Annotated in this window: 14 protein-coding genes; 6 read left to right on the forward strand and 8 right to left on the reverse strand. The window is 48.5% G+C overall.

All coding sequences use genetic code 11. The features are described 5' to 3' along the window. Positions 1-18: 18 nt before the first annotated feature. The 4 genes from H6F72_RS03215 to efp all read right to left on the reverse strand — a co-directional run bounded on the left by H6F72_RS03215 (position 19) and on the right by efp (position 2,799). A complete protein-coding gene (locus H6F72_RS03215; protein ID WP_348252012.1) occupies positions 19-711 on the reverse strand; it encodes a DUF3105 domain-containing protein in 693 nt (230 codons plus the stop codon). Positions 712-792: 81 nt separating this feature from the next. Next, positions 793-1,191 (reverse strand): four-helix bundle copper-binding protein, encoded by a 399-nt coding sequence (locus H6F72_RS03220; protein WP_190431732.1) that lies wholly within the window; start codon positions 1,189-1,191, stop codon positions 793-795. A 389-nt stretch (positions 1,192-1,580) separates the two neighbouring features. Beyond that, positions 1,581-2,123: an acetyl-CoA carboxylase biotin carboxyl carrier protein gene (gene accB / locus H6F72_RS03225; protein WP_190431733.1), complete on the reverse strand. Its 543-nt coding sequence runs from the start codon at positions 2,121-2,123 to the stop codon at positions 1,581-1,583. A gap of 112 nt (positions 2,124-2,235) precedes the next feature. Then, complete coding sequence (gene efp, locus H6F72_RS03230; RefSeq protein WP_190431734.1) at positions 2,236-2,799, reverse strand: elongation factor P; 564 nt, start codon at positions 2,797-2,799, stop codon at positions 2,236-2,238. Between the two features lie 271 nt (positions 2,800-3,070). On the opposite strand from efp, the gene H6F72_RS03235 reads away from it, so the two are divergent. From H6F72_RS03235 to thiL, 3 genes are all read left to right on the forward strand, one after another. After that, complete coding sequence (locus H6F72_RS03235; protein ID WP_190431736.1) at positions 3,071-4,201, forward strand: peptidylprolyl isomerase; 1,131 nt, start codon at positions 3,071-3,073, stop codon at positions 4,199-4,201. Positions 4,202-4,283: 82 nt separating this feature from the next. After that, positions 4,284-4,589: a hypothetical protein gene (locus H6F72_RS03240; protein ID WP_190431737.1), complete on the forward strand. Its 306-nt coding sequence runs from the start codon at positions 4,284-4,286 to the stop codon at positions 4,587-4,589. 62 nt (positions 4,590-4,651) lie between these two features. Beyond that, the gene (gene thiL, locus H6F72_RS03245; protein WP_190431738.1) at positions 4,652-5,710 is read left to right on the forward strand and encodes a thiamine-phosphate kinase; all 1,059 of its coding nucleotides are present in this window, start codon (positions 4,652-4,654) and stop codon (positions 5,708-5,710) included. Here the strand turns inward: thiL and H6F72_RS03250 are convergent. The 3 genes from H6F72_RS03250 to nadD form a co-directional block, all read right to left on the reverse strand. Next, positions 5,707-6,042 carry a cupin domain-containing protein gene (locus H6F72_RS03250; protein ID WP_190431739.1) on the reverse strand — a complete coding sequence of 112 codons (336 nt, stop codon included), beginning with the start codon at positions 6,040-6,042 and terminating at the stop codon, positions 5,707-5,709. The two genes, thiL and H6F72_RS03250, sit on opposite strands and share 4 nt — an antisense overlap. A gap of 185 nt (positions 6,043-6,227) precedes the next feature. After that, the gene (locus H6F72_RS03255) at positions 6,228-7,241 is read right to left on the reverse strand and encodes a type I glyceraldehyde-3-phosphate dehydrogenase (RefSeq protein WP_190431740.1); all 1,014 of its coding nucleotides are present in this window, start codon (positions 7,239-7,241) and stop codon (positions 6,228-6,230) included. 399 nt (positions 7,242-7,640) lie between these two features. Then, entirely contained in the window at positions 7,641-8,336 is a 696-nt protein-coding gene (gene nadD, locus H6F72_RS03260; protein WP_190431741.1) for a nicotinate (nicotinamide) nucleotide adenylyltransferase, read from the reverse strand. Between the two features lie 508 nt (positions 8,337-8,844). On the opposite strand from nadD, the gene murC reads away from it, so the two are divergent. From murC to H6F72_RS03275, 3 genes are all read left to right on the forward strand, one after another. Further along, the gene (murC, locus tag H6F72_RS03265) at positions 8,845-10,416 is read left to right on the forward strand and encodes a UDP-N-acetylmuramate--L-alanine ligase (RefSeq protein WP_190431742.1); all 1,572 of its coding nucleotides are present in this window, start codon (positions 8,845-8,847) and stop codon (positions 10,414-10,416) included. Between the two features lie 135 nt (positions 10,417-10,551). After that, positions 10,552-11,571 carry a UDP-N-acetylmuramate dehydrogenase gene (gene murB, locus H6F72_RS03270; RefSeq protein WP_190431743.1) on the forward strand — a complete coding sequence of 340 codons (1,020 nt, stop codon included), beginning with the start codon at positions 10,552-10,554 and terminating at the stop codon, positions 11,569-11,571. 381 nt (positions 11,572-11,952) lie between these two features. Continuing rightward, positions 11,953-12,297, forward strand: coding sequence for a YbaB/EbfC family nucleoid-associated protein (locus H6F72_RS03275; RefSeq protein ID WP_190431744.1), 345 nt, complete (start codon positions 11,953-11,955; stop codon positions 12,295-12,297). A gap of 167 nt (positions 12,298-12,464) precedes the next feature. Here the strand turns inward: H6F72_RS03275 and H6F72_RS03280 are convergent, their stop codons facing one another. Then, on the reverse strand, positions 12,465-13,835 hold the full coding sequence (locus H6F72_RS03280) for an SGNH/GDSL hydrolase family protein (protein WP_190431745.1): 1,371 nt from the start codon (positions 13,833-13,835) through the stop codon (positions 12,465-12,467). Positions 13,836-14,272 lie beyond the last annotated feature (437 nt).

Genomic DNA, 14,272 nt, shown 5'->3' on the forward strand with positions numbered 1-14,272 from the left:
TCCGCTTCAATCAGACTGTTAGTTGGGACATAAGCCGTTCTGACACTCTGGCCCCCGGGCGATATGGGCATTATAAAAAGCTGTGACGGCTAATGGGTCGTAGCGATCGAGCTTCTGCAAATAGCCCCAGGCAGTCAGCGCGATCGCTGTATCCAGATTTGGGCGAGGGGTCAAAATAATTCGGGGATTGTTTTTGCTGAGGTCTCGGACCTGAGCTTTGATTTGCTTTAGCACTTGGCCTTGGATCTGGTCGGGTTTGTAGCTAATAATGACGCCACCATGCTCTAAATTGTGAACCAACCTTTCGTCCAATGGCGCTTTAGTATGGATGCCCCACTGCGCCCAAATGGCATAGTGGGGACCAGAAGTGGGAGGGTTAGAGTTGTACTTAACTTTCTTAGTTTCAGGAACGTGATCTTGGCCTAACTTTGGTAAGGCAGTACCAGGCAATTTAGTAGCGGCGGATAGGGGTGGCAAAGGTGAGCCAGGGGTTTCTATCTTAAAGAATTCATCTCCAGTAGATGCCTGAGCCTTTTGCTGACTCATGGGCTTGGTCTCTATCTGCTTAGAACCTGTATCTGATGATTGTTGCGTGCAACCTACTGCCACTAATGCCCCAACTATCCCAACAGAGAGGAGGACTTGGCGGCTGGCTAGAAACTTATTCTGCCATGTGCGGCTACGTCGCCGTGATTCTGGGTATTTGCTCACCTTGTTTCACCTAGTCTTGGCCCGTCTTGTCGCTGTTTTGCCTGAAGCAAGGCGCAGCTACTCTCATGCTAGATGAAATCACTAATTTCCTAGAGCGGCAGCAAAGCAGCGACTAGAATTTTGGCGACTAGGTGACACCTTACTTTTTTCTTGTAGAAATAAGAAGCCAGCAATTTGCCGATATTCAAAAACCACTTGTTCACAGGCGATTGCACATTTTTGCAGGCGATCGTCTAGGTATTTTTCGCATTCTCTAGCGCAGACATCCGCCAAATCAGCACAGGCTTGAGCAATTAAAGCCACAAAGCGCGGTCCCCGATTCATCAAAGTGGCGGCACAGATCCAACAAAGATCGGCACAGTCTCGACAAAGGCTAGCGTACTCTATTAAGTCAGTTGACTGAGTTTCAGCAGAAGCTTGGCATTCTAAAGCGCAATGATTAATGGCATCTAAAAAAGATTGATATTGATGATAAGTCATTTAAAGAACAATTAAATTCTTCTAGTTTGCTTATCGGCTGAAATAGAAAAACTTTCATCGCTCCTAAGCAAGACTTCTGAAGTTAGAGATTAGCAAACTGCATCTGTATTGCATTTATGCAAATAGAGGTATGGAGTGCGAAACCCCTATCAATACGCTATCTGCGACATGCCCTATTGATTAAAATCAGAAAATTCCTAAGCATGTATGGGAATAATTTAGCTTTATTAGATAAAAAAAGGTGCTCGTTTGCACCTGTAAGTTGTTCAAATTGTCAGCTAAAAATCCTTAAGCCACATCCCTATGCTTTAGAAATGAAGTTCATAAAAAATTAGAGCGTGGAGAAAATTAGGTCGAAAACATCTAACTTCTACGAACTATTGAGTCTCTTAGCCAGGATTAACTCGCATTAATACTTGGCCGTACTCGACTGGTTCGCCATTCTGAACCAAGACTTCCATCACCTCTCCGCTCACCTCAGCCTCTAACTCATTCATCAGCTTCATGGCCTCAATAATGCAGACAGTCTGGCCATTCCGAATGCGATCGCCAACATCCACAAAAGGCGGCTCATCGGGTGCTGGGGCTCTGTAGAATGTGCCAACCATCGGTGAAGTGACATCCAACCACTTGCTTTTATCTACCGAGGCAACCGTAGGACTTGCCGCAGGAGTAGTGGCTCCCATGCTGGGACGAGACTCAGGAGCCACTGAGGATGGTGTAGGGTTTATTACAATGGGTGGGGCCAACTCAACACTAGGAACACCACCACTACCAGCAGCCGTGGACTCGATCGCTGTTGTTTGACTACTGACTTGCACACCCTTGCGCACCGTAAGCTCAAAGTCAGCACTTTTGATGGTCAACTCGCCAATATCAGTCTGGCCCAGAGTGACTAGTAGGTTGCGGAGTTCTTCAAAATTCAATTGCACAGTGTTTATGACCCCAATCCAATGAGCTGTCTTCAATCAGCTCGTCTTTACTTAATTACACATTGTCAACAGTGCAATTTAGCACAGTGCCAACAAAGTACTGATCCCAGCTCTAGTCTTTTTCCCGACCTAGGTAGGTATCGCTGCGAGTATCAACCTTAATGCGCTCTCCAATCGTAATAAAGAGAGGCACCATGACTTGAGCACCTGTTTCTACGATCGCAGGCTTAGTGCCACCTGTAGCGGTATCACCCTTGAGACCTGGATCGGTTTGAGTAACTTCTAAAACCACTGAGTTAGGCAGTTCAACTTCCAGAACTTGGGCACCCCAACGAACGACGTTGACTTCCATCCCTTCTTTGAGGTACTTCACGCGATCGCCAATCTGAGAAGCGCTTAAGCGTCCTTCTTCGTAAGTCTCCATGTCCATAAAGACAAAGTCTTCGCCGTCTTTATAGGTATGTTGCATCGTGCTCTTTTCCAAATTGGCCTGAGGCACAACCTCTCCAGCCCGGAAGGTTCTTTCTACAACGTTGCCATTTTGGGCGTTCTTTAGTTTGGTGCGAACGAAGGCAGATCCTTTACCGGGTTTAACGTGGAGAAATTCCACAACTCGCCACACGTTGCCATCCAATTCAATAGTGACGCCGGGTCGAAAGTCATTACTGGAGATCATGAATCTTGTGTCTGGGCAGAACAATTGGCATCCTATTGTACCGCTGAGCGGGTACTTCCCAGTACCCCCCTTCCAGAAGTTGTGCAAACTGTTGATCTATTCAAAAATCAGAATCAAAAATCAATACCAGCTTGGCAGCGCTCCAGATTGTGATCTACCTCTGAATCTCTCTGGAGCTTCTAGGCGAAACACTGTGGCAAGATTAAAAATGGAATTTCCATGACTAGATTAATCGCACCGGAACCAGTACAAGGCACACGGGGATGAGTTTATGCTTCATTTAAATCGTTCGCGGCTCACTTCACACCAGAGCTGGCTAAAGCTAGGCCTCTTAGCGTTCCTGCTGATGACGCTTGCTGTCAGCTTTAGTCCAGCAGCATGGGCCGCCGATCGCGTGAGCCGATTGCCTGCTGGGAACGCAATTACAGATGGTAAGGCGTTATTGCGCTATGCCTTGCCCATCAATAACAAAGATATTAGAAACGTCCAAACCAGCCTGGAAGACATTACTACCCAACTGCGAGCCAATCGCCGTTGGGGAGCTATTTCTAGGGATGCGAATAAAGCAGCTTCCATTCTCCAGAAAAATCAAGCCGCTTTACTCGCCAGTATTCCTCCCGACCGCCAGCAGCAAGCCGAGGCTCTGATCGCGGAAATGCAGCAAGAAGCTGTTGATTTACAAGCAGCGGCTGAGTCTAAAGATAAAGAGCAAATTCGCCAGAAACAAGCCGAACTACTCAATCATGTGAGCGAGTTAGAGGAGGCGATGGTACAGGAATTCCCCTTTGAAGTGCCAGCAGAGTACAGTAACTTGCCTCAACTAAAAGGGCGAGCCACAGTAGTTGTGGAAACGAGCAAAGGCCCCCTAACGGTAGTTGTGGACGGCTATAGCGCTCCTGTGACCGCTGGAAATTTTGTTGATCTAGTACAACGGGGCTTCTACGATGGCTTAGAGTTCACCCGTGCTGAAGATTCTTATGTGCTGCAAATTGGAGATCCACCCGGACCAGCGGAAGGTTTTATTGATCCCGCGACTGGCAAGTACCGCGCGGTGCCTCTCGAAGTCTTGGTTCAAGGAGATGATGCCCCCACTTACGGCATTACCTTAGAAGATGCAGGCCGCTATAAAGATTTGCCAGTACTACCCTTCTCAGCTTTTGGGGCTTTAGCTTTAGCTCGCCCCGGTGATGATCCCAATGGCGGATCGTCCCAGTTCTTCTTCTTCCTGTTTGAGCCAGAACTCACACCCGCTGGCTTGAATTTGTTGGATGGTCGGTACTCAATTTTTGGTTACGTGACCGAAGGCAAGGATGTTTTAGACGAACTGAAAGCTGGAGACAAAATCACCTCGGCCAAAGTGATGAAGGGAGCAGAGAATCTGGTCCAGCCTAAGTCTGCTTGAGGACTAGTTATGCTGTGGGTAGAAGAGTTGAGTGAAACAACTTTTCTACCTGTTGCTTGTGTAGCCCTTAGGAACTGCATTTATGGTTCTCATCGAGTTGGTGTTTGCGATCGCTCTGGGTGTTTTTGTGGTGCTCCTGCTGGTCAACTCAATGCAGCGTGAGCAGCAACAGCAACGGCTGAGAAATGCTTTCTACCAACAACTGGGAGCAGGAAACGGCTATATTTCACTGATTCAACTGGTGGCAGCGGCCAAAGTAGATCCAGAATTGGCTCGACAATTTCTAGAGCACCAAGCGCAGGTATTGACCGCTACCCCAGAAGTAGATGCTGACGGTGATACTTTCTATCGCTTTCCCAAACTTCGTCCGAGTGATGCAGCACGCTAATTACTTGCGTCCTTCGTGAAACATCAATTGCTAAACCAGACCCTAGTGCTAGACAACGACCTGTGAGCAACGATTTATCCAGGTTAAAAGTCCAAGATTTAGGAGAACAAGCATTACTGCAACGTTTGCAGCGCTTTTGTCCTGAAGGAATTGTCGGTGATGATGCTGCTGTGCTCCAGACGCACCCACAACTCGATCTGGTGATTACAACGGATGTATTAGTAGACGCGGTACATTTTAGCGTTGGTCTTGCATCTCCAGGTGTTTATACAACTTCTCCAACAGATGTCGGTTGGCGAGCCGCCGCCGCAAATCTCTCAGATTTAGCCGCAATGGGAGCAGCACCGCTGGGCATTACAGTGGGTTTGAGTGCTCCGGGAGAGACGCCTGTCGTCTGGATTGAACAAATTTACCAAGGCTTAACCGCTTGTCTACAGCAATTTAATACTCCAATTGTGGGTGGAGACGTTACGCGATCGCCTATCCTCACCTTAGCTATTACTGCTTTCGGTCAAGTAGCACCGCATCAAGTGATCCGCCGCTCTACCGCACAACCTGGAGATGCGATCGTCGCGACAGGTTGGCATGGTGCTTCTAGAGCAGGTCTAGAACTGCTACTACATCCTGAGGTAGGTCAGGAGCTTAGTGAGAGCGATCGCACCTATCTCATTCAAGCTCACCAACGCCCCAACCCTCGCCTCGACATTCTGCCTTACCTTCTTCCTTCCTCCCCCATTTCTCATCCCTCATCTTTGCTTTCTCCTCCTTCCAGAATCGCTGGCATGGATAGCAGTGATGGTCTTGCCGACGCGATCGTGCAAATTTGTCGGATGAGTAGGGTGGGTGCCAGGGTTGAGCGGAGCCAAATTCCCATTCCGCCCGCTTTAACTCGTTGGGTTAGCTCTGAACAAGCGATGCAATGGGCGTTATATGGGGGAGAAGATTTTGAATTGGTTTTGTGTCTAGAGCAAGCAGTAGCCCAAGCTTTGGTTGAGCAGTTAGAGCTAGGAGCCGCGATTGTGGGGACGATAACTAAGGAGCCTGAAGTTTTACTGATTGACGCTGCGGGGCATGAGCCTGATGAGACACTGGCTCTACAAAAGGGCTTCCAACATTTCTAGGCGCCTAAGCCGAAGTAAGTCAAGACTAAGTTGATAGAGCCGTTGTTTACAATTTCGTGCACTTCCCCAGGTTCCACGGCAATACAAGTGCCTGGTTGCAGCAGATGTTCCTGCCCATCAATTTGAATCACACCTGAGCCAGCTTCGACAAAAAAAACTTCACACATATCCTCATGGGAATGCGCTGTAGCAACTTGCCCCGGAGCAAAGTAGGCCTGAGCAAAGTTGATCAAGTGCGGCAGGTCGTTCAACCGCAGCATTACTTTCTTCTTAATGGCCGGGTTATGAGAAACCTGTTCTTCAGGCAGGTGGTCGAGAGTGGTCAGTTTCATACAGGTTTAATTACTAGTTGCTACAAAAAAGGACGCTCTTGTCGAACGTCCCAGATTTGAATGTAGATAACAGTTGCTTCAGCAGATGGAGTTGCAATCGCTTGGCGAATCGCTGCACCTCTAAACTCTAATTTTAGGTGAGAGCGATCGCGCCAAGTACTGGGCTAGAACGCATCAGCGTCTGTCTAGCCTTGCCATTTTTCACCTACAGTTTCAGCTAGGTCAACCACACGTTGGCTGTAACCCCACTCGTTGTCGTACCAAGCAACAACCTTCACCATGTTGCCGCCCATCACCATCGTCAGCTCAGCATCCACGATGGAAGAAGCATCGGTACCACGGTAGTCAGTGGAAACCAAAGGCAGATCGCTATAAGCCAAAATACCTTTTAGCGCACCCTCAGAGGCAGCCTTCATCACTTCATTGACTTGCTCAGCGATCGTGTTCTTCTCAACTTCTACGACCAAGTCCACAATGGAAACGTTGGGGGTAGGGACACGCAGAGCAATACCGTTGAGTTTACCTTTGAGTTCGGGTAGAACCAGCGCTACCGCTTTAGCCGCACCAGTGGTGGTTGGCACAATGTTCATTGCAGCAGCCCGTGCGCGACGTAGATCCCGGTGGCTAGCATCCAACAACCGCTGGTCCCCAGTGTAGCTGTGGGTGGTGGTCATGGTGCCTTTGACAATGCCGAAGTTCTCATGCAAAACCTTGGCAACAGGGGCTAAACAGTTAGTGGTGCAGCTCGCGTTACTGATAATGACATGCTTGACAGGGTCGTAGTCTTTGTCGTTTACACCCACGACGAAGGTGCCATCATCTCCTTTGCCAGGAGCTGTAATCAATACTTTCTTTGCACCAGCTTTCAAGTGCTTAGAAGCTCCGTCACGGCTAGTAAAGACGCCAGTGGATTCAATAACCAAATCAATATCCCAGGCTGCCCAAGGCAGGTTTTCTGGGTTACGGTCAGATACACACTTGACAATTTTGCCATTAACAGTGATGGAGTTGTCATCCGCGCTGATATCAGCGTCGAATTTGCCCAACATGGTGTCATATCTGAGCAGGTGGGCATTGGTTTTTGGGTCAGAGGTATCGTTAATAGCGACTACTTCAATGTGGCTATTTTCTCTGCCGATCCAGCATCGCATGAAGTTACGTCCGATGCGTCCAAAGCCGTTGATCGCTACTCTAATCACTGCGTCTTGCCCTCTGTATTACTAAAGTCGGATAGCGAGTAATGACCCAGATCATATCGCAAAGGATGCCTATTTCGAACTCCCAATCCGTTCCCCAGCACCCGCTAAAAATTTTAATAAATGAGTGAATTCAAGAAATTTTCCGGATTTAACTGAGAATTTACCAATTTCCATTCCCAGTCGTTTCTTTGCCAAGCTTTCTTGAATTTCAGACAACGTTGATTCAGGATCTCAACCTATTTTGTGCTTGTAGAGATCTCAGGGACAAAAGCGGCAAAATTGGCTTGATCACTGAGACTGCTAGAAACAAGTGGCGAAGCCATGACCTAAAAAACCGTTGTCTTGCACAACAAAACCCGACCAAGCAATAAGCTTTGAATTTTGATTCGGCGATCGCCCTTAGTCATGGTTCTGATAAAGCTGATAGCCAGTGATGTAAGCTCTAACTGCTTCTGGCACTAGATAGCGAATAGAGCGTTGCTCTCGGCAGTATTGGCGAATCAAGCTCGAAGAGATACCCATAACAGGCATAGGGAGACGCTGCCAGCGGATGGCAATAGATTGCTGAGCCATGACCGCAATAACTTGCTCACAGCTAGCGATCATTTCCGTAGTCCAACCCAATTCAGTCGTTGGAGTCGTTAAATCATTGGCTGAACCACAGGAATCTGGACTACAGGAATTAGAAGGTTGAGAGCGAGGGGCAACTAACCACTCACAGGTCGCAGCTAATTTGGCGTGGTCATACCAGCGTGGCAAAGTTCGGAAGGCATCTAAACCAATAATCCAGTACCACTGAACTTGCAGATGAAGTTCTTGTAAAGCTTGCAGAGTTGTGATGGCAAAAGAAGGCCCCACCCGATTAGCCTCAATCTGGGTGACAGTAAAAGTGGGGTGATCGGCGATCGCTTGTTGCACCATTTGCAGTCGATGCTCAAAACTCAATCCGAGTTGCTGAGCTTTGTGCGGTGCTAAGCGGGTTGGCACCCAAATCACTTGGTCAAGAGCGGCTTGCTGCAATGCTGCCTCAGCCATGACCAAATGCCCCCAATGAATTGGGTCAAACGTTCCACCCAAAATTGCCACTTTCTGCATGCTAAACTGGCTGCTTTTCTCAGCATCAATTCGCTTGGATCTCAAACTCAGTCACCGTTCTGTAACACTACGTTGCCGGAATTGTGATGCCAGCTCAATGCAGTGACTGATCTCCGTACAAACCCTAGTTGCAACTATAAAGGCTAGATGTAGGATGCAGAAGATTTGATGAAAAATTGTGGAATTCCTAGAAATTACTGAAGAATTCTTATGGCGAATCATCTTGATCGAGATCAACTCGCTATCAACCTGGAAAGTTGATTCTCACGATGTTTTTTCAGGAGATTTCCGGATCTATAACGCCCTAGGCGAGTAAAGATAAAAACAGTCCCAGGACAAAAAAATCCCTTAAATGGGAGCAATCGGAACAACTAATTTAGAGTGATAAAGTTTCGAAAAGACGTTCTTTCTCTAAAGAAGTAAATGCTTGGCGGACTGTATCGCTAAAAAGCAATTCTTGATATGATATCGCGTGTTATTGGTGTGGTGTGGTGTGTAAGGAGCTAAAATGCTGAATTCTGTTGATTTCAGCGGGAGGCCATTTCATTTCATTGGAATCGGTGGAATTGGAATGTCGGCCCTCGCTTACGTTCTGGCAAAGCGTAGGCTACCTGTTTCTGGCTCGGATATTCGGTTAAATCACATTACTCAGCGCTTACAAGATTTAGGAGCGCACATTTTCTGGAGCCAAGATGCCACGAATTTAGAGTTTTTTCGACAAGCTGAATCATCTAAAAGTGACGCATTGCCAGCAGCAGCTGTAGCGATCGCAGCGAATGGGAAAAATGGGGGGGGAGCGAAAGAAACCCTGTCCACCACTAGCAAAGTATCTAGTAATGCCGATACTGCCCTGTTGCCTCAGGTAATTTGTTCTACAGCAATTAACCCAGCGAATGCAGAGTACCGTGCTGCTCTAGAGTTAGGTTGTCCAATTTTTCATCGCTCTGATCTCCTAGCGGCCTTAATCCAGGATTACCAAAGTATTTCCGTTGCTGGAACTCATGGTAAAACCACGACCAGCAGTATGATTGGTCATTTGTTGCTGGAAACAGGCTTGGACCCCACGATTGTAGTGGGAGGAGAGGTGAAAGCTTGGGAGGGTAATGCCCGTTTAGGAGAAGGACCCTACTTAGTCGCTGAGGCGGATGAGTCGGATGGCTCTCTCGTGAAATTCTCGTCTCAGATTGGCATTGTCACTAATATTGAACTGGATCACCCGGATCACTACAGCACGTTAGACGAGGTGATTTCAACATTCAAAACCTTTGCTAGCCACTGCAAAACTTTAATCGGTTGCATCGATTGTGCCACCGTTCGAGATGCGCTCCAACCAGCCATTACCTACAGCTTGCATCGAGAATCGGGTGCTGACTACACGGTAGACTGCGTCACCTATCAGGCAAATGGGACCAAGGCTCAAGTCTGGGAACGGGGTGAATTACTGGGAGAACTCAGCCTCAAACTGTTGGGCCAGCACAACCTGAGTAATGCGTTGGCAGCGGTTGCTGTGGGCCGACTTCTAAACCTAGACTTTGCCCAGATAGCTCCAGCGATCGCGACTTTTGAAGGGGCACGTCGTCGCTTTGAATATCGCGGTGAATACAACGAGGTTTTATTTGTCGATGACTACGCCCATCATCCGAGCGAAATTCGAGCCACTCTAGCAGCCGCTCATTTACAGGCGACCGAATTGCCCACTGCCCATCAGAGGCGAGTCGTTGCTGTATTTCAACCGCACCGTTACAGCCGCACTCAAACTTTTTTGGCAGAGTTTGCTGAATCTTTTCAGGATGCGGATGTAGTTGTAGTGACAGACATCTACGCTGCCGGAGAAGCCCAACCAGATAATCTGACGGGCCAACAGGTCGTAGATGCGATCGCGGCCCACCATGCTCACGTGGTTTTTCAACCTTCGTTGGCAGCAGTCCAAAGCTTTTTGGAACAAACGCTGCAACCAAGAGACTTAGCTTTATTTCTGGGGGCTGGTAACTTAAACCAAATTATCCCGGAATTAATGGCCTTTCAGGAGCGTGCCGCAAAAAGCATATCTCAAGAAAGGTGCGACCAAACCTCTTTCTGATGTTCACTATGAACCATCACCGCATAGCAGTTTCACGATGAATGAAAGATTGCTGTACCAGGGTTGGCCACAACCTGGAGAAGCGGAAACCAGTCTTTCATCTTAGGCCCGTAGGCATGGAGCAGTTGGACCATCATGACTCTTTCCCAAGATCCGCCTAGCATTCTGAAGCCTTCCACCTTTATCACACCAAACATCCCACCCAAAACTGAGGCTGCTCCCCCCAAGCCTGATCCCTTGAAATACTCACCGATTCGCTTGCCCGCTACCGAGTGTCTGATTAAACCTCAAGTCTCCTTAGCACCCTTCACTTCTTTTCGAGTGGGAGGACCCGCAGAATGGTTTGTTTCCCCGAGGCGAGCAGAGGAAATGCAAGCCAGCATCGATTGGGCTAACCAAGAGGGGTTGCCTGTTACCTTGCTGGGAGCAGGGTCCAACTTGTTGGTCAGCGATCGCGGTTTACCCGGTTTGGTCATTTGCACCAGGCATTTTCGCCACGCTCACTTTGATGCCGAAACAGGTCAAATCACGGCTGGGGCCGGAGAACCACTAGTCCGTCTAGCTTGGCAAGCTGCAGAGCGGGGTTGGGAAGGTCTGGAATGGGCGGTGGGAATTCCAGGCACTCTAGGCGGTGCAGTGGTGATGAACGCAGGAGCACACGGAGATTGCACGGCTGATGTTTTAGTCAATGCTCATGTGCTTTTACCCAATGGCACGACAGAAATCCTTTTACCTGGCGATTTGGGTTTCAACTACCGCACCTCAGCGCTGCAAGGCGATCGCCGCTTAGTCACCCAAGCAACGCTGCAATTAAAACCAGGAGCTGATCCCGCTCAGGTAATGGCAGCTACAACCACTCACTTAAAGCAGCGCCAGACTAGTCAGCCTTATCACCTGCCTAGTTGTGGAAGTGTATTTCGCAATCCTGGACCCCAAACTGCTGGTTGGCTAATTGAACAAGCAGGGTTGAAGGGACATCGGATTGGGGGAGCGCAAGTTGCTCAGCGCCATGCCAACTTCATTCTCAACTGTGGTGGCGCGACTGCCTACGACATTTTTCAGCTGATTCGCTATGTGCAGCAACAAGTAGAACAGCATTGGTCATTGCGTTTAGAGCCAGAAGTGAAAATGCTGGGAGAGTTTCAACTCGCCTAAACTGGCTGATGGCTGGATATGGCTACAAGGCTACTGTTCAGATTGATGCTTCTGCTTAGTCGTCTGCTGAAGACTTCAGAAAATTGCAGCTCTAACAAAGTTGCTTCTAAGGAGTCATGAAAATCCAGCGGCTGTAATGTTAACTTAGGTGAAGGCTTTAAGAGGTACAGTCACCAGCACTCGCCATGCAATCCTGAGGTGGCTAAGCTGATTCACAGCCTTACCCTAGGTTGGCTTCTGTGGCTTGAAAGTTTTCTAGAAAGAATCAAGCTTCAGGCTGGGTTAGGCAAAAGTCTGCCAAAGAGACAGTGAGAGTGGCAGAATAGCAGAGACTAGGAACAACCTAATTTAGACAAACAACTCGTACCCAATCTAAACGTTATGAGCAAAGGACAGGGATTTGGCTTCGGTCTGGGCAAAATGAAAGAGCTGACCGAAGCATTCAAGAAGGCACAACAAGTACAAGAGGGTGCCAAACAACTCCAAGAAGATTTGGAGAAAATGGAAATTGAAGGACAAGCGGGTGGGGGCATGGTGAAGGTGGTCCTCAGTGGCAACCAAGAGCCCCGGCGAGTAGAAATTTCAGCCGATGTGCTAGGGGAAGGCGCTGAGGTGGTTTCTGACTTGGTGACTGCTGCCATGAAGGATGCTTACAACAAGTCCACAGCCACCATGCGCGAGAAAATGGAAGAGTTGACAGGTGGTTTGAACCTACCTGGCCTCTAAATCAACAGCATTTAAGAGTCCAACTCAATCCGGGCAAGCAGTTTATGTCTGCTCTTTGCCCGGTTTTGTTGTTTTGACTTTATAAATGTGCGATCGCCCTTATCGATGCTCTTGTCAACGCTAAGTCTGTGACTGCTCAGTCTCTCTTGAATGACAAGCCTGCAAATTTAGTAAGGAGAAGGGTTGGGTTGAACGGGGACGTTGAGTAACTTAGCGATCGTGCCATAGAGCCGTTTGGCGAGAACGGTGTTGGCTTCATCGGTAAGATGAACTGTATCTACGAAAGCTTGACTGGGGAAGTTGTTATAAAGGTTGTACAGGTTCAGCGTGGTGACAGTTTTGGGAAATTCTTTCTGAACTTGTAGTGCTGCTTGCTCGATCTCGGTGTAACCTGCTTTGACCCGTTGGCTGTAGGTAGCTCCTAGAGCCTGCTGAATTTTGGCTTCTTCTGAAGAGCGGTTTTTGCCAGTCCGACTGGTGACTTCTGGTTGAACTGCCACAATTAAAGGGATTTTGGCAGCGGTTGCGAGTCGGGCCATTTGCTGGAGATGGCTGCGGTAACGCTCAGCTCGCCGCTCCACCTCTGTTGGCTCACTGGGGAGTTGTTCAACTAAGGGAGCATTATTGTTAGCAGCTACCAAGCTGAGTTCATCTACTGAAGGCTGAGGCTTAATCAACCAGTACTGAATTCCTTTAACTAAATAAGACTGAGTAAACAAATTACTCAACTGCTGAGTGAGGTGCGTATAAAAGTGACGTGGCGCATCTTCTAGTAGTGCTTCGGCTCCAGGGATGGTCACTCCTTCTTCAGTGCTGGGCAGCAGCAAGTCTCGGTATCCGTCCACAACCACAATGATGTCGGGTTGATACGTTAGAACTTGCATTGCTAGCTGAGCTACTTCGTTACCGGAAGCATAACCAGGGACAGCGGCATTAATCACGCGATATTGCCCGTCGCGAATCCGGGGCGGCAACGTTAGAGCTTTGTCAACTTCTTCTTTGTAGTACGGTAAAACGTCTGGGCGGAATTTTTCTGGGTTGCGTTTTTGCTGCGCGACTTGCTGATTGAGGCTGGCTTCTAACTTGTGGGCAAATGTAGTTTGGTTAGTCGAGCTCATTTGTCCAAAGGCAGTAGAGCCACCTAACAGAAAAATTCGTGTCTCACCTTTGGGCTTGGCAACAGGTACAGGGCGATCGCTGCGAAACCCTTGCTCGTTAATCCGCCAAAACTGACTTTGCTGTTTACCGACAAGTTTGTAGCCCGTCGCTAAACTAGGCTTTGCTGCTAGCTGTCCTGCGATGGGCAAACCATCATAAGGCTGCTGACTCGCATCCAGAAACCTAAGGCCGTAGGCTGTGGCTTTGGTTGGTTTACCCTGATAAGCTGCCAATTCATTACTTTGTCCTGTCACACCGACAAAGGTGCGGACCAAAAACTCTAGGACAATGAGCACAAGAGGCAGTGTGAGTAAGGTGATCAGGGGCCAAGAGAGCCGACGTTGTTTCCGGTAAGCAGATCTACGGCTAGGCCTAAACATCAAGTACTTTCCTCGTAATACCAATAGTAGTGACCCGTGCTTGCCTGGTGGAGCGAATTGCTATCAGCAAACACTGTAGTCCGAAATTGCACATTCAAGAAGAGTTACACCCCTAGGGCCAGAAGGTCAAGGTTTGATCTAAGTTCCCGGCAGTTATCCATACCTCTGCAAGGGTTGCTGCTCTGAAACCGGAAAGACCCAGTAGGAATCACAGGCGCAAGCATGAATTGGAGTCTTGATCGCCAAGGCAATGAGGAACGACCGATAGTAGCACCCCGAATCAACTTTTTCGAACAGGCGCTACGGTTCTGATAAGCTATTGAGGCTGATGGCGGCTATCGATTACGCTGACAGCGATCGCCCAACCAACCTCGACTACAGACATGCCTTACAAACTGCTCTTCGTTTGTCTGGGTAACATCTGCCGCTCGCCCTCG

The organism is Trichocoleus sp. FACHB-46 (assembly GCF_014695385.1).
Lineage (GTDB): Bacteria > Cyanobacteriota > Cyanobacteriia > FACHB-46 > FACHB-46 > Trichocoleus.

Bases quoted from the DNA above. Each gene is read 5' to 3' on its own strand.
- efp (WP_190431734.1), bottom strand. From the start codon at position 2,799: ATGATCTCCAGTAATGACTTTCGACCCGGCGTCACTATTGAATTGGAT.
- H6F72_RS03240 (WP_190431737.1), top strand. From the start codon at position 4,284: ATGGTTCTCATCGAGTTGGTGTTTGCGATCGCTCTGGGTGTTTTTGTG.
- H6F72_RS03280 (WP_190431745.1), bottom strand. From the start codon at position 13,835: ATGTTTAGGCCTAGCCGTAGATCTGCTTACCGGAAACAACGTCGGCTC.
- H6F72_RS03235 (WP_190431736.1), top strand. From the start codon at position 3,071: ATGCTTCATTTAAATCGTTCGCGGCTCACTTCACACCAGAGCTGGCTA.
- H6F72_RS03275 (WP_190431744.1), top strand. From the start codon at position 11,953: ATGAGCAAAGGACAGGGATTTGGCTTCGGTCTGGGCAAAATGAAAGAG.
- H6F72_RS03250 (WP_190431739.1), bottom strand. From the start codon at position 6,042: ATGAAACTGACCACTCTCGACCACCTGCCTGAAGAACAGGTTTCTCAT.
- murC (WP_190431742.1), top strand. From the start codon at position 8,845: ATGCTGAATTCTGTTGATTTCAGCGGGAGGCCATTTCATTTCATTGGA.
- nadD (WP_190431741.1), bottom strand. From the start codon at position 8,336: ATGCAGAAAGTGGCAATTTTGGGTGGAACGTTTGACCCAATTCATTGG.
- murB (WP_190431743.1), top strand. From the start codon at position 10,552: ATGACTCTTTCCCAAGATCCGCCTAGCATTCTGAAGCCTTCCACCTTT.
- H6F72_RS03220 (WP_190431732.1), bottom strand. From the start codon at position 1,191: ATGACTTATCATCAATATCAATCTTTTTTAGATGCCATTAATCATTGC.